Genomic DNA, 17,543 nt, shown 5'->3' with positions numbered 1-17,543 from the left:
AAATAGAGCAGATTTAAGCCTGCCTCTGCTCCCGTTTGTTTAAATAGGAGGCCCTCTGGGGTAATAATAGCCAAGATGAATTATAGATAATTCTAGTATGTGGAGACCAGCAGGAATAAAAAAATAAAAAATGTGCATACTGAAAAAAAATACCTGGCGAGGGCAATTTTTAAACCATTTTAACTAGAGGGAGTGGAGGGTATGGCTTTGAATTTTAGGAAATCAGGATCAAGGGATAACCAAATGAGCCGCACGGTATCTGTTATTTCTTTGATCGCTTGTATTGCAGGTATTATTCTTATTTTGCTTGATATAGGAAATTTAACTGATCGTAATATCTATCTAATGACAGGCATTGGCGCCTTTGCTGCCGGAATTTTTATTTTTCTAATTGGGAAATCATTTGTCATAGCCCGCAAGAAGGAAGACCAAGAAAACGGACATCGTTAATACATTGACAATGCTGTACAGAAAACGGATAACGAGAATAACAGCACGGGGCTTCGAGCAGTGTGGCATGATAACTGTAAGGAGTCCCGATTTTTGCTTTAATATAGCTTTTTTAAGATACTTTAAGATGCATAATTAACGTTTTTATATGTCATTTTTGAATTAAAAAGAATTTTTGAATTGCAAGAGAAATTTTAATTTTAGAGAGGTTTTTCACAAAAATCGGACAAATAATCGACAATTCTGTTAACAATAAAAAAAATGGCCGCTTTTCTGCTATCTTATATAAGGGCAACATTACAGGAGTTCGTTAAGTCTTGAGTAATTTACTATTTTAAGGAGAGGGGAACAACATGAACAAAAAACCAAAAGCGATTATTGCGTTGGTTTTGACCGTGCTCACGGTAGCATTGCTCATCTGGACGTGTTTTTATGCTGGCGGAAAATACGTTGTTTTCGATCCGAAAGGACCAATTGGGCAAGCACAAAAAGAGCTGATCATTCTTACAACGGCATTGTCTGCGCTTATAATTGTACCGGTTATGATTTTGACATTCTTCATCGTTTGGCGGTATCGAGATACCCCAACAAACAAGGTGAAGTATCAACCTCACTGGGATGACAGCAAAAAGCTGGAAACCACATGGTGGGCTATTCCGATTATCGTTATCCTTATTATTGCGGTCATCACTGCAAGATATACCTACTTGCTGGAGCCTTCCAAGCCGATTGCAAGTACGCAAAAGCCAGTAACGATTCAAGTAACTTCACTGGACTGGAAATGGCTCTTTATGTACCCAGAGGAAGGTATAGCTACTGTTAACCAAGTTCACATTCCTAAAGGTGTTCCAGTCCGTTTTGAGCTGACTGCTGACGCCCCGATGAACTCGTTCTGGATTCCGCAATTGGGCGGTCAAATCTACACCATGTCAGGCATGGCTATGAAACTGCATTTGCAGGCCGATCACGAAGGAACTTACTTTGGCTCGGGTGCAAACTTTAGCGGTGAGCATTTTGGACAAATGCGTTTTGATGTAGAAGTCCAGTCGGATGAAGAATATAAAAACTGGGTCGCTGACATCAAGAAGCAGTCTAAGCCGCTGACGAAGGACGGCTATTTGGCGCTTGCAAAACCAGGTTTGTCCCAGCCTGCTGAGTATTCTTCGATTCCAGACGGCTTGTTCAAAGAGATTGTCAACAAGTATGTAGTGGAAGGCTCTAACCCCCATGCTGGGCATGGCGAAGCTACATCCACAGAAGATTCATCCAAGTCCGGCACAGAAGAGCATGCTGCAATGGACATGAGTCATATGAATATGAGCGGACACAATTAAATGATTATAGGGAAGGAGGCCCCCAATGCTTGACAAAATAAAAGAGTTTGCATCCACTTTCTTCGTTACTGGAGACCCGATGATCTATGGAGCGGACGTTTCCATCGCACTAGCAACGATCGGGATCGTGTTTGTGCTCACTTATTTCAAAAAATGGGGCTGGCTTTGGAAAAACTGGTTGACTACGGTTGACCATAAAAAAGTCGGTATTATGTATATTCTTGCGGCCATCTTGATGTTATTCCGCGGAGGCGTGGATGCATTATTGATGCGTATTCAACTTGCTACACCGGATGTGACACTCCTGCATCCTGAGCATTACAACCAGATTTTCACCACTCACGGCACAATCATGATCTTGTTTATGGCGATGCCGTTGATGTTTGGTTTGTTTAATATCGCTGTCCCCCTGCAAATTGGTGCGCGCGACGTTGCGTTTCCTTTCCTGAACGCATTGAGTTTCTGGCTTTTCTTTATGGGTGCGATGTTGTTCAACTTGTCCTTCGTTATCGGCGGTTCGCCAGATGCAGGCTGGTTGAGTTATCCACCGCTTTCAGAGCTACAATTTAGTCCTGGCGTCGGTCAGAACTTCTATATCTGGGGGATTCAGATTTCCGGTATAGGTTCATTGGCTACAGGGATCAACTTTATTGTTACCATTATTAAAATGCGTGCACCTGGTATGACATGGATGAAAATGCCTGTCTTTACGTGGTCCGTATTTTCATCATGTGTTATTATCATTTTCGCGTTCCCGATTCTGACGGTTACTTTAGCATTGCTATTCCTTGACCGCTTCGGAGGGGGACACTTCTTTACCCTTGATTTCGGCGGTAACCCGATGATGTATATCAACTTGATCTGGATGTGGGGTCACCCTGAGGTATACATTGTAGTATTGCCTGCTTTCGGTATTTATTCCGAGGTCATCAGCGTATTCTCCAAAAAGAAATTGTTTGGTTACAAATCCATGGTTTACGCCATGTTTATGATTGCGATCCTGTCCTTCTTCACGTGGGCGCATCACTTCTTCACGATGGGATCAGGCGCAGATGTTAATGCATTCTTTGCGATTTCGACAATGGTTATCGCAATACCGACAGGGGTTAAAGTATTTAACTGGCTGTTCACGATGTACCGGGGTAAACTTGAATTTAAAACTCCGATGATGTGGTCTATTGCATTTATTCCGAACTTCCTGATTGCAGGTTTGACGGGCGTCATGTTGTCTGTAGCGCCTGCTGACTTCCAGTTCCATAACAGTTACTTCCTGATCGCTCACTTTCACTCCGCTCTGATCGGTGGGGTAGTGTTCGGTTACCTGGCAGGTCTGTACTACTGGTGGCCTAAAATGTTCGGTTTCACATTGCCTGAAACGCCTGGTAAATGGGCTTTCTGGTTCTGGAATATTGGGTTCTATGTATGTTTCATTCCGCAATATTCTCTCGGTCTGATGGGGATGACTCGTCGTCTGAGCACTTACGGCTGGGATACTGGCTGGCAGCCGCTTAACATGGTTTCCACCGTTGGGGCATTCCTGATGGGGATTGGTTTCTTGTTCCAGGTTCTTCAAATTCTTCTGGGTATCAAAAATTACCGCAAGCTGAAGGATACAACTGGCGACCCTTGGGGTGGTCATACGCTCGAATGGTCGATTCCTTCACCTGCACCGGAATACAATTTTGCTACCATTCCGCAAGTAGAAGAACGCGATGACTGGTGGGCAGAAAAAGATAAACGTGCAAAAGGTATTTTCAGAAAGCAACCGCCAATTGAAGCGATTCATATGCCGAAAAACTCGGCGATTCCATTCATTATGTCGGTATTCTTTTTCATTGCAGGTTTCGGATTCGTATTTGGATGGTCGTTCTTCTATATTCCAGGGCTGATCGGTGTGGCAATTTGTATGATTTGTCGTTCGTTCTTCTCCTATGATAGCGACTACTATATCCCTGCGGATGAAGTAAAACGCACGGAAGCGGCAATAAGGGGGTCTGTATAATGGCACAAGCTGCAGCACATCACAGCCATGATCATGACCACGGGCATCACGATCCGCAAGAATTGAAGATGCTTGGTTTTTGGATCTTCCTCGTAACGGACGTAATCCTGTTCAGTACCTTGTTCGCAACCTTCGTCGTCCTTCGGAATAACACAGCCGGAGGACCAGGTGGCGCAGAGCTGTTTAACATGACGGGCGTTATTATTGAAACGTTCCTCTTGCTCACAAGCAGCTTCACAAGTGGTCTGGCTGTGTTGGCTATGAACAAAGGAAGCATGAAGGGATTAATCAGCTGGTTAATCGTGACGGCGATCCTGGGTCTTGGTTTTATCGGTTTTGAAGTTTACGAGTTTGTTGAAATGGTACACGAAGGAGCTAATTACGGAACCAGTGCGTTCCTGTCGGCATTCTTCACACTAGTCGGCACACACGGACTTCACGTTTCCTTGGGTCTGGTTTGGATGATTGGACTCATGTTCCAAGTGAAAAAACGTGGGCTTATCCCTGAAACAAAGGGTAAGGTTTCGGCATTGAGCTTGTACTGGCACTTTTTGGACGCTGTCTGGATCTTCTTGCTGACAGTTGTCTATTTGATGGGGGTGATGTAGATGGCACAGCATCAATCAGGAGCAGGATCGCATGGTCATGATGAGTCTCACGGTTCAGTGAAGTCCTATGTTATCGGGTTTATTCTGTCCATCGTACTGACCATCATTCCTCTCTTCGTGGTGATGAATCATATGTTAAGCCGCACTTCGACCATGGTTGTTATTTTAGCCGCGGCAGTGCTGCAATTTCTGGTTCAGCTATTCTTCTTCATGCACATCCGTGAAAGCAATGGACCACGTTGGAATGTTATGACCTTGATTCTTGGTGTAGTGATCCTGTTGACCGTCGTTGGCGGATCTGTATGGATTATGGAATACAACATGGTAGCACACTAATAGAAACACACTAGTTTTAGATAAGAGGGAGCGGCTTTAGGTCGCTTCTTCTTTTTTTTGTAAAAAAGCCTGCCTAAAATTAAACTGTGGCTCCTTGAACTCAAGTTTATAAGTGTGTAAAATGGAATTGTATAACAGAAGAGTGGAAAAGATAATAATAATCGAGAGTGAGGAAAACGTCATGAACACCGAAATATTGTTTAAACCTTTTAAGTTAGGTAACTTATCTCTTCCCAATCGGATCGTTATGGCTCCCATGACACGGAATTTTTCTCCTCAAGGTATTCCAGGGCCTGAGGTTGCCGCATATTATCGGCGCCGAGCGGAAAACGCTGTTGGGTTGATTATTACGGAGGGAACAGCTATTCATCATCCCGCAGCTGTGGAACACACAAGCATCCCTAATTTTTATGGTGAGGGGTTAAAGGGCTGGGCCAAGGTAGTAGAGGAAGTCCATGCGGCAGGCGGCAAAATTATACCGCAGCTTTGGCATGTGGGCACAGCCCGGAAAATAGGTGCGGATAACCAGCCGAATCCCGAGGCATTGCCTGTCGGCCCTTCAGGTATTTCTCCCGCTGGTGAAAAGGTAGTTGAGCCATTGACAGAGGCGGAGATAGCAGATATCATTGCAGCCTTTGCTCAGGCCGCTGCCGATGCCAAACGGGTAGGTTTTGACGGCATTGAGCTTCATGGAGCACATGGCTATCTGATAGACCAATTTTTCTGGGACAAAACGAATAAGCGTACCGATCAATATGGAGGCGATTTAGTTCAGCGTACCCGGTTTGCAGTCGAGGTCATTGAAGCTTGTCGCCGTGCAGTAGGCCCGGATTTTCCAATTGTCCTGCGATTCTCCCAGTGGAAGATGTACCATTATGGAGAAAAGCTGGCACAGACACCGCAGGAACTTGAACAGTTCCTTGCTCCATTGGTACAAGCCGGGGTGGATGTATTCCATTGCTCAAGCCGTCGTTTCTGGGAACCTGAATTTGAAGGATCAGATCTAAACCTGGCAGCTTGGACTAAAAAGATAACAGGCAAGCCGGTTATTACAGTAGGATCGATTGGTTTGGAGAAAGCCTTTTTGAGTGATTTCGAAAATAACAATAATCGTCAGACTGAGCAATCCGGTAGTGTAGAGGCCAGATTGGAACAACTTGTGCAGCTAGTAGAACGAGAGGAAGTTGATCTGGTTGCAGTTGGACGTGCATTGCTGGTTGATCCCGCATTTGCAGTAAAGCTACGTGATCAACAGATAAAAGAAATAATTCCTTACAATGATGAGGTATTACAAACGTTGAATTAAGAAAATTTCAGTTACAGGGCAAGCTGTAATTTAAGCTATTCGTAAATTCTACGAATTTGCTATAATAAAAGCATCAAGTCGAAATACACGGGGTGAAAAGGATGAATTCTGAAACGGAAGCTTTGGATTGCGAGCCGGCTTGTCACGGTTCAGATCAGGAAATTGAGCGCATAAAATCTTCCCTAGTTGAGGATTCCATCGCATACAAAATGTCGGAGCTGTTTAAAGCGCTGGGTGACCCTACACGAATCAAGTTGATTTATGCCCTGGCTCAAAAGGAACTGTGTGTTCATGATTTAACACAGGTGTTGAACATGGGCCAATCTGCGGTATCCCACCAGCTTCGTTATTTGCGCAACCTGCGTATTGTCAAACGACGCAAGGAAGGCAAGACAGTGTTTTATTCACTGGATGATAATCATGTGGAGCAGATTTTTTTGCAAACCCATCAGCACATATCACATCAATGAATTTTGACAAACCAACAGTAGGGCGCCAAGCAATTGGCGCTCTTTTGGTGTTGACTCTGAGTTTAATTTTTTTCGTTAAAAAGGGCTATAATCATTGACTTTTGCCCCTAAACCTGAATATAATGACCTTAATAAATAATATATGAACAGTTGCTCATATATAGCTAATTGGAGGCCAATTATTATGGATGCTCTAAAAAGAAATGAACGGCATGAATGGATTTTGGAAGGTTTAGATTGCGCTAACTGTGCTTTAAAGATTGAAAATGGTGTCAGTAAAATAGAAGGGGTCCTGGATTGCTCGGTCAATTTTGTTACAAAAACGTTGACGATGACCACAAATTCGGATCAACAAGAAGAGATTTTCCGCCAAACAGAACGGAAGATTCACAGACTTGAGCCTCATGTTCGGATGGTTGCCAAAAATGCTGGTAGAAGCTTGCGTGAGGACAGTCGAAGTGACGCTGGTGCAGTAGAGACAAGCTGCGCAGAGGATTGCGCGTGCGGCCATGACCATCAAGGTGCAGGACATAATCACAATGATGGAAAGCATGCTGCTCACAGTCATGGTGGTCATAGCCATGAAGCACACGGCGCGCACGATGGGCACGACCATGGTAATCATGCATACATGCATCACAATCACCATGCAGTGCACGATCATGGTGAAGCTGACCATGCTCATTCTCATTCGCATGGAGATGATGATCATGCTGGGCATACGCATGATCATGGCACGGACGGTATGCGCCGTATGATTGCACGTCTGTCCATAGGTGCGGTTATTGCGGCAGTTGCCTGGTGGTTACCTGTCGAAGGAGTGGGCAAGCTGGCTCTATTTTTAGTAGCATATATCATCGTTGGCGGTGATGTTGTCTTGCAGGCTGTGCGCAGCTTGGTACGTGGAATGGCCTTTGACGAGTACTTCCTGATGACGCTGGCTACTGTAGGCGCATTTGCTATTGGGGAATATCCCGAAGGCGTGGCTGTCATGTTCTTTTATCAAATTGGAGAGCTATTCCAAGGCATTGCAGTTAACCGTTCACGCAAGTCTATCAGTGATTTGATGGATATTAGACTGGACTATGCCAACCTGAAGACCGCTGAGTCCGTACGGAAGGTTTCCCCAGAAGAGGTTCGCGTCGGAGATATGATCGTGATCAAGCCGGGGGAGAAAATCCCGCTGGATGGTAAGGTTGTAGAAGGCAAGTCGCATGTCGATACCTCGGCGTTAACCGGTGAATCTGTGCCTCGTACCGTTGAGCCGGGAAGCAGCGTGATGAGTGGATTTGTGAATACGAATGGACTTCTGACGGTAGAGGTCAGCAAAGAATTTAGTGAATCCGCGGTCTCTAAAATTTTGGAACTGGTGCAAAATGCGAGTGCCAAAAAAGCACCGACGGAAAAGTTTATCACGAAATTTTCCAGATATTATACACCTGTAGTGGTTATCGTAGCGTTGCTGCTGGCAGTTGTTCCCCCGCTTGTTATGCCGGGGGCACAATTTGCAGATTGGTTATATCGTGCGCTTGTTTTCCTTGTTATTTCTTGTCCATGTGCGCTGGTAGTGTCTATTCCACTGGGCTTCTTTGGAGGAATCGGGGCTGCCTCCCGTTCAGGTGTGCTGATCAAGGGCGGGAATTATCTTGAAGCTCTGAATCATGTGAAGTACGCTGTTTTTGATAAAACAGGTACGCTCACCAAAGGTGTTTTCCATGTGACAGGGATTTATCCTGCCGAATCTTTTACCAAGGAAAACCTGCTGGAGACCGCTGCATTGGCTGAGGTGCACTCCACGCATCCTATCGCTGCGTCCCTGCGAGAAGCTTATGGTCACGAACTTCAACCGGAGCGAGTTCAGCAATATAGCGAAATCTCCGGCCATGGCATTCAGGCCCAAATAGATGGGCGCCTGGTATTGGCTGGAAACGCTAAGCTGATGGAGCGGGAGCATGTTGCTTTGAATGCAGGGCAGCAAGCAGGATCACTGGATGAAGGAACGGTCGTACATGTGGCTGTAGACGGAACGTATGCCGGGTGCATTCTGATATCGGATGAGGTCAAGGAAGATGCGGCCAAGACGATTGCTTCCCTGAAAAAGCTGGGCGTAGCAAAAACCATCATGCTAACAGGCGACAATCGGACAGTTGCCGAGGCTGTAGGGCGTCAGCTAGGTTTGGATGAAGTACGGGCAGAGCTGTTGCCTCAGCATAAAGCCGAAGCCATTGAGCAGTTGTCTGCAAGTAAAAAAACGAGCGATAAGATTCTGTTTGTAGGTGATGGAATTAATGATACGCCTGTGCTTGCTTTGGCAGATGTCGGTGTAGCGATGGGCGGTTTGGGCTCGGACGCAGCGATTGAGGCAGCAGATATCGTAATCATGAACGACGAGCCCTCAAGGCTGGTGACGGCGATTCATATTGCCCAACGCACGCGCCGTATCGTATGGCAAAACATTATATTTGCGCTAGGTGTCAAAGCTGTATTTCTCACATTAGGCGCATTTGGTATTGCTACCATGTGGGAGGCTGTATTTTCTGATGTAGGTGTAACACTACTAGCCGTATTAAATGTGATGCGTGTACTGAAAGTTAGCTCTAACGAATAAAAAGGAGACACCCCCTGTTAGTATTGGATGTAGCATCCTATGAAAACAGGGGGTGTTTTTTATAGCTGACTTTTTTGTATAGACATGTGTGTGCTATAGGCAGTATAGGGATCTATTTTGGCATATATAGTAGTTGTGCAGAGATGTATAAATGTGGGGAGGGCCTAATACGTTTAAGGTAGGGACTTTACAAGTAAAGTCCATGTAACATTCAGTTGTCCAATAATGAGTAAGCGTTTTCTTGAATTGGAGGGGGACTCGAATTCGTGGGTGCCAACTTCCTGACGAAAGAAAGGATGGATTAATAAGCATGGAGGCTAAACTGATGCATGTATTCGCAGAGCTGTTGGGTAGCATAAACAGCCGGGATTGCAATGTTCCAGAGCCAGATATGGAGTCTGCTGCACGGAGATTGGCTATGGAGACGCTAAGAGCAGGAAGCCAGCAAGTATCTGCTGCACAGGAGGAAGATCCATTGGGCTGGCTGGTTGGTTTAGCTGAGCAGGGGGCCATCAGTCGAGCGGAAGCATTGCTGGCTGTAAGCCCGGAATTACTTGGAGAATCGGTGCTGAATCACAGCAATGATATGGGGCAGGCCATGGGCACATTACTGCAATGGAGTGATGAATACAGGCACACCTCCATACGGCTTTATGCTGACGCTCCTGCAAGTATAAGTCGTAAAAGTACAGAGGAAGCCTCAGAAATAGGCAGTCTTGATGGTTATAGTCTCCTACATGGTCCTTTGTCGCAAGCATCCGGCCGCGTGAGGGAATTATGCTATGCCTATCTGGACGTGGCGGAGTCGGGACAAAAGGTTCATGCTCCTGACGGGAAGCCTGGTCCCATTCTTATCCCCGGTTCCCGTGCATCCGAAACGTACACAACATTTAATAAAGCATCTGGTTTGCCTGGAGTATGTGAACACCTGTCCCGACGGATCATTGGACTGCTGGAAACCGAGTACGAAGGCTTGTTTGAGTTGCTGGACGGATTGCCGTTGACTATAGCTTTGACTGAGCAGAACAATGCAGTGGGCATTGGAAGCCTGCAAGATATGCAGTTGGAGGCCCTACTGCGTGCAGCGTTGCGAAGCATGCGACAGGGAGGAGAACCACGGCTGGAGATTATGGTGCGCAATCCGGCTGACGCAAACCAGTTCCAGACCATCCGAGACTGGATTGACGGCGTTGCCGAGCAAACGTTGTGCGGCCGTCTGAGGTGCGTTCCATATCGGGTAGGCGTGCTTATGACGGTGGATACAAATTTGGTGCCTAATGCAGGCCAAACATGGGATGAACAATCTGCACAGTCAAGGAAGTCGGCCAATGCCGATAACATATCCGAGGTGAGCGCACGGCAGACCAAGCAGGCGGCTCAGGCTGCAGATTTGGCGCGTTTTGCCGACACGGTCATTTTAGAAGTCATACTAGCGCCATCTTCCCATGGTAGCGAAGCTGGCGAGCAGTTAATTCCAGCCACTGTTGATGGGCATGAGAATGCTAATGATACGATAAAACACATAGTGGAAGCTGTTCGGCGTATAAAGCCTGAGCTTCCTATATGGGTGGCGATAGATGAAATTTACCCGTCTCTAGACGGCATTAGGATCTGGGAAAATGAGCTGACGGGCGTCATTTGTTCAGACCCTGCAATTCCAGCTATACGCCTTGCCGCTGCCCGTTGGAGACTGCAGCAGCAAGCCAACCAACAACATATTGCAGGGACCACACATGCCCATGCGTGGAAGTTTCCGCTTTAGCCTGAAGGTAATCTGAATTTAAGTGGTTGAGTGCTTTGAAATGTTGAGGATACCCGCGTTGTTTGCGCGGGTATTTTTTTATTTTAGGGTATTGCCAGTTTACAAGCAGAAAGGAAAGGGTATATAATAAAACAAAAGTTTCTCTAAACCAAAATATTTGTATAGATGCAAAAATGATTATCATTCTCATTGCCAAACATGCTGCTTCGGGCTTCCCGAAGCAGCATGTGCTATTTTAGGGCACTTAACAATGGATATCATTCTCAGTGAAATTCAAGTACAAAGACCAAAAAAGGAAAGGAACGTGACATGATGCAAGCAGTTCAACGACTACAAGATACATTATCTCCCTCTAACCGGGCACTCACAAAAAACAGTGGCAGCGGACGACCCGATCCGAATCGCAAGCCGAAATTTCAGTTTAAAAGTATGCTGAAAAATAAGGAGATGCAGGCTGCTCTAGGCAGTGGAATGCTAATGCTGATGGCATGGGGGGCTTCACATTGGTGGCAATGGCTATCCGTCGTTCTCTATGTGGTGTCTTATGCCCTTGGAGGCTGGTCCAAAGCCAGGGAAGGGATTGAAACCCTGATCCGGGAACATGATTTGGATGTTAATTTACTCATGATCGCTGCGTCTTTAGGAGCTGCAGCCATTGGCTACTGGAATGAAGGAGCCATGCTGATCTTTATTTTTGCACTCAGTGGTGCGCTGGAGAGCTATACCACCGAGCGCAGCAGTAAGGATATTTCCGAGCTGATGGCGTTGAAGCCGGAAACGGCTCTGCGTTTGTCTCACGAGGGAACAGAAACGGTCGGCATTGAGCAGCTGTTGCCAGGCGACCTGTTGCTGGTTAAGCCCGGTGAATTAATTCCGGCGGACGGCCGAATCTCCAAGGGCGTGTCAGCCGTGAATCAAGCATCCATTACCGGAGAATCTGTTCCGGTAAACAAGGTGGCAGGTGACGAAGTATATGCAGGCACCATCAATGGAGAAGGCGTGCTGTATGTAGAAGTCAGCCAGTCCTCGGAAGATACTTTATTTTCAAAGATCATTCGGATGGTAGAAGAGGCACGGACCGAAGTTCCCGATTCGCAGCGGTTTATTAAAACATTTGAATCGGTATACGCCCGAATTGTTGTTGCTGTCACGCTGATTGTCATTGTGGGTGCGCCCCTTGTATTGGACTGGACATGGGCAGCGGCGTTTTACAAGGCGATGGTATTCCTTGTGGTGGCTTCACCTTGTGCGCTCGTGTCGTCCATTATGCCGGTGATGCTATCCGCTATTTCCAACCGTGCCCGGCGAGGCATTCTGTTCAAAGGTGGCGCACATGTAGAGAATATGGCGCTGACATCTGTCGTTGCTTTTGACAAAACAGGCACGTTAACGAAGGGTTCTCCTGTGGTCACGGATTGGATCACCGCCCCAGATTACGATGCTGATGAGCTATTGCACATGGTCGCAACAATCGAAAGCTATTCCTTACATCCGTTGGCACGAGCAATTGTAGCCAAAGCCGAAGCTGAATTAGGACAGAGGGAGCTTCTCACAGCTGAGCAAGTGCAGGCACTTACCGGATGGGGAATGGAAGGCACTATAGGCGGGGTCAAATGGAAAATTGGCCGCACCAATGTGCTGGATGAACCTGGACTTCTGGCAGAGCCAGAGTGGGTGGAGAGCCGAGCCCGACTGGAAGCTGAGGGCAAAACCGTATCCATTATTCTCGCAGATGATCGGATTGTCGGAATGCTGGCGCTGCGTGACGAGCTGCGTCCCCAGGCGCGTGAGTCCGTGAAACGCCTGCAAGCACAGGGGATCCGGGTCGTCATGCTGACTGGAGACCGGCCGGACACGGCTGCCGTAATCGCGGCGCAGGCTGGAGTTGACGCCGTATATGCCGGCTTAATGCCGGAGGACAAAGTCAGCCATATTCGCATGCTGCGGGAGGAATACGGGCATGTCGTCATGGTCGGCGACGGTGTGAATGATGCCCCGGCTTTGACCGCAGCGACTGTAGGGCTGGGCATGGGAATGCACGGCAGTGGAGCAGCACTGGAGGTCGCAGACGTGGTGCTAATGAATGACGGAATCGAGGAGATTGCTCCGACGATCGCATTGGCGCGCAAGGCGCAGCGGGTGGTCAAACAAAATATGATCTTCGCGGTAAGTGTGATTATGCTGCTGGTGATTAGCAACTTTGTACAAAATATAGCCCTGCCTTTTGGGGTCATTGGACATGAAGGTAGCACGCTCCTTGTCATTTTGAACGGTCTGCGTTTATTGCGGTCATAAGACTAACTATCCAATTCACAAATCACAAGTTTACACATAGGCAGGAGCATTGAACCCTCTTACAATCTAAGAGGGTTCAATGCTCCTTTTTGCTGTGTCAGTCTACTTTGCAGGCAAGGCAAGTTCATACCATCTCTAATTCGCAATTGCTACGCCTATCTGCGGCGCGGTGTAGACCGCCGCAAGAACAGGGAAAACAATAGACCCGCCAGTGCAATTCCGGTTGCAATGATGAAGGCATCATTAATCCCATGGATCGTCGATTCCGTAACAGCACTTCCGTATACTTGTTGTATGGCGAGTGCAGAGCCGCTTTCCGTAGAGATACCCGCTGTTTGCGCAAGGGTTTGTCCCAGTTGGGATATGCCTTCCGTTACAGAAGCATTCGCTGTGGTAGCGACATTTGCATAGTCCGCCAAATGAACCGTAGTTCGGCTGCTCATGACCGTAATGAGCCAAGCGGTACCAATAGATCCAGCAATTTGCCGTACCGTGTTGGACATGGCAGTACCATGGCTGCCAAGATGGGCAGGCAGCTGGTTTAGCCCTTCCGTCTGAACGGACATCATCAGCAGTGACATCCCGAAGCTGCGAATCGTGTAGATTATCATGATATGTCCATAAGTGGTGGCATCGGTCAGCAGACTGAATTCCCATGTCGTGACTGCTGTAATAATCAGCCCGACGATCGCTAACGGCCTTGCGCCAATGCGGTCGAATATTGCCCCTGATATCGGTGACATCACACCCATCAGCAGTGCACCCGGCAACAGCAGCAGACCGGATTGCAGCGGCGTAAAGCCGCGTATATTTTGCAAATAAATCGGCAGCAGCAGCATCCCGCCGAACATAGTCATATTGACGGTAGCCCCAACCAGCGTAGATACCGTAAAAATGTCGTATTTAAATACACGGAACTCCAGCATAGGCTCCAACATGTTCAGCTCGCGTACGACAAAAAATACAATAAACAAGATCCCGAAAGCGAGCGAGAGTATGACTATATTGCTACTCCAGCCCTTGTCTCCGGCTGAACTAAAGCCATACAGGAGAAGACCAAAGCCAAGAGTGGAAAAAATGGTTCCCAGCAGGTCAAAACTCGGTTTTGTCAGCTTGGACACATTTTTGAGCCAGCGTACAGCAAATAGAATATCAATGATCGCCAGCGGAATGACTAACAAAAATAACAGCCGCCAACTGTAGTGCTCCACAATCCACCCGGATAAAGTTGGCCCTACCGCCGGGGCGAACATCATGGCGATCCCCATGGTTCCCATAGCTGCGCCCCGTTTTTCGGGAGGAAATACAGTCAGGAACACGTTCATCACCACAGGCATGATGATGCCGGCGCCGCTGGCTTGGATGACGCGTCCAACCAGCATAGGCGCAAAGCCAGTGCTGATCGTGCAGACGACAGACCCGGCAGTAAACAAACCCATCGCGGATATGAACAGCGCACGTGTTCCAAAGGATTCAATGAGAAAAGCGGTGATTGGAATCAGGATTCCGTTCGTCAGCATATATCCGGTGGATAACCATTGAACGGTTGTGGCAGACACATTGAAGTCATTCATCAGGTGTGGAATAGCCACGTTGAGCAGCGTTTGATTCAAAATCGAAATGAAGGCGCCCAGCAGCAGTACGGACAGAATACGTCCGACGGACATTTTTTGATCCATGACAGCCTCCTACTTGTGAACTCTAATCGTTGCACTCATTCCCGGGATAATCCCCAGACCCTTGTAACCTTGAATGGAAATGGTAACCGGCACGACCTGCGTCACCTTGGTATAGTTGGCAGTGGTATTGGAAGTGGGCAGCAATGAAAAGGTGGCTGCGGTCGCCAGACCGATCTTTTCGAGTTTGCCGGTCAAGGACGTATCCGGGTAAGCATCGATATACACATCTACGGTTTGTCCTACTTGGAGATCCTGTACAGCCGTTTCATCTATATTGGCCGTAATCCAAAGGTTGTTCAGATCAAAAGCCTTCGCTAACGGTGTGCCCGCACCGACAATCGAGTTATTGACAGCAGTTTGCTGTACGATCGTACCGTCAGTCGGGATCGTAACGCTGATCCGGCTTCCGCCTCCCTCTACACTACCAAGCGTGCTGCCAGCGGTGTACGTTTTACCAACTTCAGCGTTCCAGCCTGTGAGCTTTCCTGCGCTTGGAGAGGCAACAGTAACCGCTTGTCCGCTCACTTGTGCATTGTCGGTTTTTATGTAGTTGGCGGACTGGTTGTAGTAGTAGGCGGCGGCTCCACCTCCTGCCAGAATAATAATAATTACCAGCAGATTAACTAATATGGCGCGCGAATTCATATTGTGCATGCCTCCCTAGTGTTTTTGAATGTTCAAAGTATGCGTCAAACCATTCATAATATTCAGATCGATTTTGGGAAAGGTTAAGAGCGTATGCAAAAAGGATGATCTTGCTGATAAAGGATGATGCGGATAATGACGACCAGAATTATGATTGTATATGACAGTGAAAATGGACATACCGAACATCTCGCTCGCTCAATCGCAGAAGGGGCACGTCTGGATCACACAGAAGTACTGTTAAAGCATGTAAATGAGGCCGACGTGAATGAACTAGTAAACGTGGACGCGATTATCTGGGGGTGTCCAGGTCATTTTGGTACCATCAGCAGCGGTTTGAAGAACTGGATTGACAAGCTCGGGTATCTATGGGCGCAGGGCAAGCTGGTGGACAAAATCGGTGCAGTATTTTGCACAACCGCTACCGTTCATGGTGGATTGGAATCAACGCTGTTGAATTTGATTACTCCTATGCTTCATCAAGGCATGATTATTGTTGGACTGCCAGCTAGTATCGCGGAAAATGCCCTCTATGGCTCCTATTACGGTGTAGGGGTAACATGTCCGGTGGAGACAGATCCCGATGGACCACCCAACCTTCCAAAGGATGATGATCTTGCGTTAGGTCGCTCTTTGGGCAAACGGGTCGCTGAGATGGCAGGACGGTACCGTAGCGCTGAAAGAGAATAGGAGGCCGCCGATGACCATTGCTTTTATCGGAGTAGCTGTGGTTGCCTTGATCTTTTTGCTGGTATTTAATACGAAGATGACGCGCAAGTCCTCGGCCAAGAAACGCCCCAACCAAGAGGATTCCAAGCAAAGAAGTAAACGACCTTATCCCGTGCAGGTGGAACCCAAGGCGCATGAATTAACGGAACATACCGGAGAGATGCAGCCTAAGGATTCCGGTGTTGAAAAACAACGTGCCCAGGAGCATCAGAAGTTGCCTGATATTCATACGGACATGAAGATGGAAAAAGATCGCAAAAACACAGAAGGTGCTTACGGGGATCAGGATTATCGTGCGGCTTTGCGTGGTTTTGCTGGAAAAGACAAAGAAAAGGATGGAAGTTCCCCGAAATCCAATGGAGAAAAGGAAGCTTTCAAAAGTGAGGACGAGAAGTACCGGGAAGCACTTCGCTCCATGAACCAAAAAAAATGAGATCCCTTCATTTGTACATGGCAAAAAGGCTGCTTTCTGTCTGAATTACAGGCAGAAAGCAGCCTTTTTGTGTTGGACGGCTATAGCCATTCGGTTAGTCCGATCATCGTAATCAAGCCAAGAATAAAAGAAAATGTGGCGATTCGCTGGTTGCCGTCCCCGTGACTTTCGGGAATCAGTTCCTTGTAGACGATAAACATCATAGCTCCGGCGGCAAAAGCAAGACCGTACGGCACGAGTCCGTTCACCCAGCTGCTCAGATAAAAACCGATTAGACTGGTGATGATTTCCACAGCTCCTGTTAGGGTGGCAATACCCAATGCCTTGAATCGTCCGATGTTTTGATTCACAAGGAATAGTGCTACGATAAAGCCTTCCGGGGCATTTTGCAGACCGATAGAAAAGGCAATGAGATTGCCAAGATTCTGAGTTTCACTCGCGTAGCTGACCCCAACGGAGAGCCCTTCCGGCAAGTTGTGCAGGGTAATGGCTGCAATAATTAGAAAAGATTTGGACTCCAGTTGAAAGGTCTTGGAATCCGGGTCCTCCAGATCCGCATGGGGGATATACATTTCCATCACCAGTAATACGAGGCAGCCGAGCAAGATCCCCACAGTCAGCACGAACCAATTGGCATGCTGGATCGCTTCCGGAATCAGATTATACACGGATGCAGAGGTCATGATTCCTGCGGCATAAGCCAGTAGAACATCGCGAAGCCGATGCGTGACATTGCGCATAAACAATATAGGCACGGCGCCGAGTCCAGTGGACAGGGCAGAAATTAAGCTACCTACGAAAACATCACTCATAATCGGGATAATCCCTCCATACTTTAAACTTCGCTTCATGAAAACTTCATTTGACTGTTTACAGCTCTTTCCGC

The 17,543-nt window shown here is 47.4% G+C and carries 15 protein-coding genes; 12 read left to right on the top strand and 3 right to left on the bottom strand.

Translation table 11 applies throughout. From position 1 onward, the window contains the following. The first annotated feature begins 201 nt into the window (after positions 1-201). The 10 genes from ACQQ6X_RS21105 to ACQQ6X_RS21060 all read left to right on the top strand — a co-directional run bounded on the left by ACQQ6X_RS21105 (position 202) and on the right by ACQQ6X_RS21060 (position 13,171). Positions 202-450: a hypothetical protein gene (locus tag ACQQ6X_RS21105; RefSeq protein ID WP_305166902.1), complete on the top strand. Its 249-nt coding sequence runs from the start codon at positions 202-204 to the stop codon at positions 448-450. 353 nt (positions 451-803) lie between these two features. Next, entirely contained in the window at positions 804-1,784 is a 981-nt protein-coding gene (gene cyoA, locus ACQQ6X_RS21100) for a ubiquinol oxidase subunit II (protein ID WP_305166901.1), read from the top strand. Positions 1,785-1,809: 25 nt separating this feature from the next. Beyond that, positions 1,810-3,786 (top strand): cbb3-type cytochrome c oxidase subunit I, encoded by a 1,977-nt coding sequence (locus ACQQ6X_RS21095; RefSeq protein ID WP_305166900.1) that lies wholly within the window; start codon positions 1,810-1,812, stop codon positions 3,784-3,786. Continuing rightward, positions 3,786-4,394, top strand: coding sequence for a cytochrome o ubiquinol oxidase subunit III (gene cyoC, locus ACQQ6X_RS21090; protein WP_305166899.1), 609 nt, complete (start codon positions 3,786-3,788; stop codon positions 4,392-4,394). The genes ACQQ6X_RS21095 and cyoC overlap by 1 nt, the downstream gene beginning before the upstream one ends. Next, a complete protein-coding gene (gene cyoD, locus ACQQ6X_RS21085) occupies positions 4,395-4,730 on the top strand; it encodes a cytochrome o ubiquinol oxidase subunit IV (RefSeq protein ID WP_305166898.1) in 336 nt (111 codons plus the stop codon). 181 nt (positions 4,731-4,911) lie between these two features. Beyond that, a complete protein-coding gene (locus tag ACQQ6X_RS21080; protein ID WP_305166897.1) occupies positions 4,912-6,036 on the top strand; it encodes an NADH:flavin oxidoreductase in 1,125 nt (374 codons plus the stop codon). Between the two features lie 101 nt (positions 6,037-6,137). Continuing rightward, positions 6,138-6,506: an ArsR/SmtB family transcription factor gene (locus ACQQ6X_RS21075; RefSeq protein WP_007432172.1), complete on the top strand. Its 369-nt coding sequence runs from the start codon at positions 6,138-6,140 to the stop codon at positions 6,504-6,506. 184 nt (positions 6,507-6,690) lie between these two features. Further along, positions 6,691-9,114 (top strand): heavy metal translocating P-type ATPase, encoded by a 2,424-nt coding sequence (locus tag ACQQ6X_RS21070; protein WP_305166896.1) that lies wholly within the window; start codon positions 6,691-6,693, stop codon positions 9,112-9,114. A 310-nt stretch (positions 9,115-9,424) separates the two neighbouring features. After that, the gene (locus tag ACQQ6X_RS21065) at positions 9,425-10,876 is read left to right on the top strand and encodes a PEP-utilizing protein (protein WP_305166895.1); all 1,452 of its coding nucleotides are present in this window, start codon (positions 9,425-9,427) and stop codon (positions 10,874-10,876) included. A 312-nt stretch (positions 10,877-11,188) separates the two neighbouring features. Continuing rightward, positions 11,189-13,171, top strand: a complete 1,983-nt coding sequence (locus ACQQ6X_RS21060) for a heavy metal translocating P-type ATPase (RefSeq protein WP_305167026.1) — start codon at positions 11,189-11,191, stop codon at positions 13,169-13,171. 155 nt (positions 13,172-13,326) lie between these two features. On the opposite strand, the gene ACQQ6X_RS21055 is transcribed toward ACQQ6X_RS21060, so the two are convergent. Continuing rightward, positions 13,327-14,850 (bottom strand): DHA2 family efflux MFS transporter permease subunit, encoded by a 1,524-nt coding sequence (locus ACQQ6X_RS21055; RefSeq protein ID WP_305166894.1) that lies wholly within the window; start codon positions 14,848-14,850, stop codon positions 13,327-13,329. Between the two features lie 9 nt (positions 14,851-14,859). Further along, positions 14,860-15,495, bottom strand: coding sequence for an HlyD family secretion protein (locus ACQQ6X_RS21050; RefSeq protein ID WP_305166893.1), 636 nt, complete (start codon positions 15,493-15,495; stop codon positions 14,860-14,862). A 135-nt stretch (positions 15,496-15,630) separates the two neighbouring features. Between ACQQ6X_RS21050 and ACQQ6X_RS21045 the strand changes: the two genes are divergently transcribed. Together ACQQ6X_RS21045 and ACQQ6X_RS21040 are read left to right on the top strand one after the other, a co-directional pair. Beyond that, entirely contained in the window at positions 15,631-16,185 is a 555-nt protein-coding gene (locus ACQQ6X_RS21045; RefSeq protein ID WP_305166892.1) for an NAD(P)H-dependent oxidoreductase, read from the top strand. A gap of 10 nt (positions 16,186-16,195) precedes the next feature. Next, positions 16,196-16,657 (top strand): hypothetical protein, encoded by a 462-nt coding sequence (locus ACQQ6X_RS21040; protein ID WP_305166891.1) that lies wholly within the window; start codon positions 16,196-16,198, stop codon positions 16,655-16,657. Between the two features lie 80 nt (positions 16,658-16,737). Here the strand turns inward: ACQQ6X_RS21040 and ACQQ6X_RS21035 are convergent, their stop codons facing one another. Further along, positions 16,738-17,469 carry a ZIP family metal transporter gene (locus ACQQ6X_RS21035; protein ID WP_305167025.1) on the bottom strand — a complete coding sequence of 244 codons (732 nt, stop codon included), beginning with the start codon at positions 17,467-17,469 and terminating at the stop codon, positions 16,738-16,740. Positions 17,470-17,543 lie beyond the last annotated feature (74 nt).

The sequence above is a fragment of the Paenibacillus ottowii genome (assembly GCF_050516475.1).
Taxonomy (GTDB): Bacteria; Bacillota; Bacilli; order Paenibacillales; family Paenibacillaceae; genus Paenibacillus; species Paenibacillus ottowii.
This window is presented reverse-complemented; position numbering and strand designations above follow the sequence as displayed.

Coding starts and splice junctions, on each gene's coding strand:
- ACQQ6X_RS21105 (WP_305166902.1), top strand. CDS start 202: ATGGCTTTGAATTTTAGGAAATCAGGATCAAGGGATAACCAAATGAGC.
- cyoA (WP_305166901.1), top strand. CDS start 804: ATGAACAAAAAACCAAAAGCGATTATTGCGTTGGTTTTGACCGTGCTC.
- ACQQ6X_RS21095 (WP_305166900.1), top strand. CDS start 1,810: ATGCTTGACAAAATAAAAGAGTTTGCATCCACTTTCTTCGTTACTGGA.
- cyoC (WP_305166899.1), top strand. CDS start 3,786: ATGGCACAAGCTGCAGCACATCACAGCCATGATCATGACCACGGGCAT.
- cyoD (WP_305166898.1), top strand. CDS start 4,395: ATGGCACAGCATCAATCAGGAGCAGGATCGCATGGTCATGATGAGTCT.
- ACQQ6X_RS21080 (WP_305166897.1), top strand. CDS start 4,912: ATGAACACCGAAATATTGTTTAAACCTTTTAAGTTAGGTAACTTATCT.
- ACQQ6X_RS21075 (WP_007432172.1), top strand. CDS start 6,138: ATGAATTCTGAAACGGAAGCTTTGGATTGCGAGCCGGCTTGTCACGGT.
- ACQQ6X_RS21070 (WP_305166896.1), top strand. CDS start 6,691: ATGGATGCTCTAAAAAGAAATGAACGGCATGAATGGATTTTGGAAGGT.
- ACQQ6X_RS21065 (WP_305166895.1), top strand. CDS start 9,425: ATGGAGGCTAAACTGATGCATGTATTCGCAGAGCTGTTGGGTAGCATA.
- ACQQ6X_RS21060 (WP_305167026.1), top strand. CDS start 11,189: ATGCAAGCAGTTCAACGACTACAAGATACATTATCTCCCTCTAACCGG.
- ACQQ6X_RS21055 (WP_305166894.1), bottom strand. CDS start 14,850: ATGGATCAAAAAATGTCCGTCGGACGTATTCTGTCCGTACTGCTGCTG.
- ACQQ6X_RS21050 (WP_305166893.1), bottom strand. CDS start 15,495: ATGAATTCGCGCGCCATATTAGTTAATCTGCTGGTAATTATTATTATT.
- ACQQ6X_RS21045 (WP_305166892.1), top strand. CDS start 15,631: ATGACGACCAGAATTATGATTGTATATGACAGTGAAAATGGACATACC.
- ACQQ6X_RS21040 (WP_305166891.1), top strand. CDS start 16,196: ATGACCATTGCTTTTATCGGAGTAGCTGTGGTTGCCTTGATCTTTTTG.
- ACQQ6X_RS21035 (WP_305167025.1), bottom strand. CDS start 17,469: ATGAGTGATGTTTTCGTAGGTAGCTTAATTTCTGCCCTGTCCACTGGA.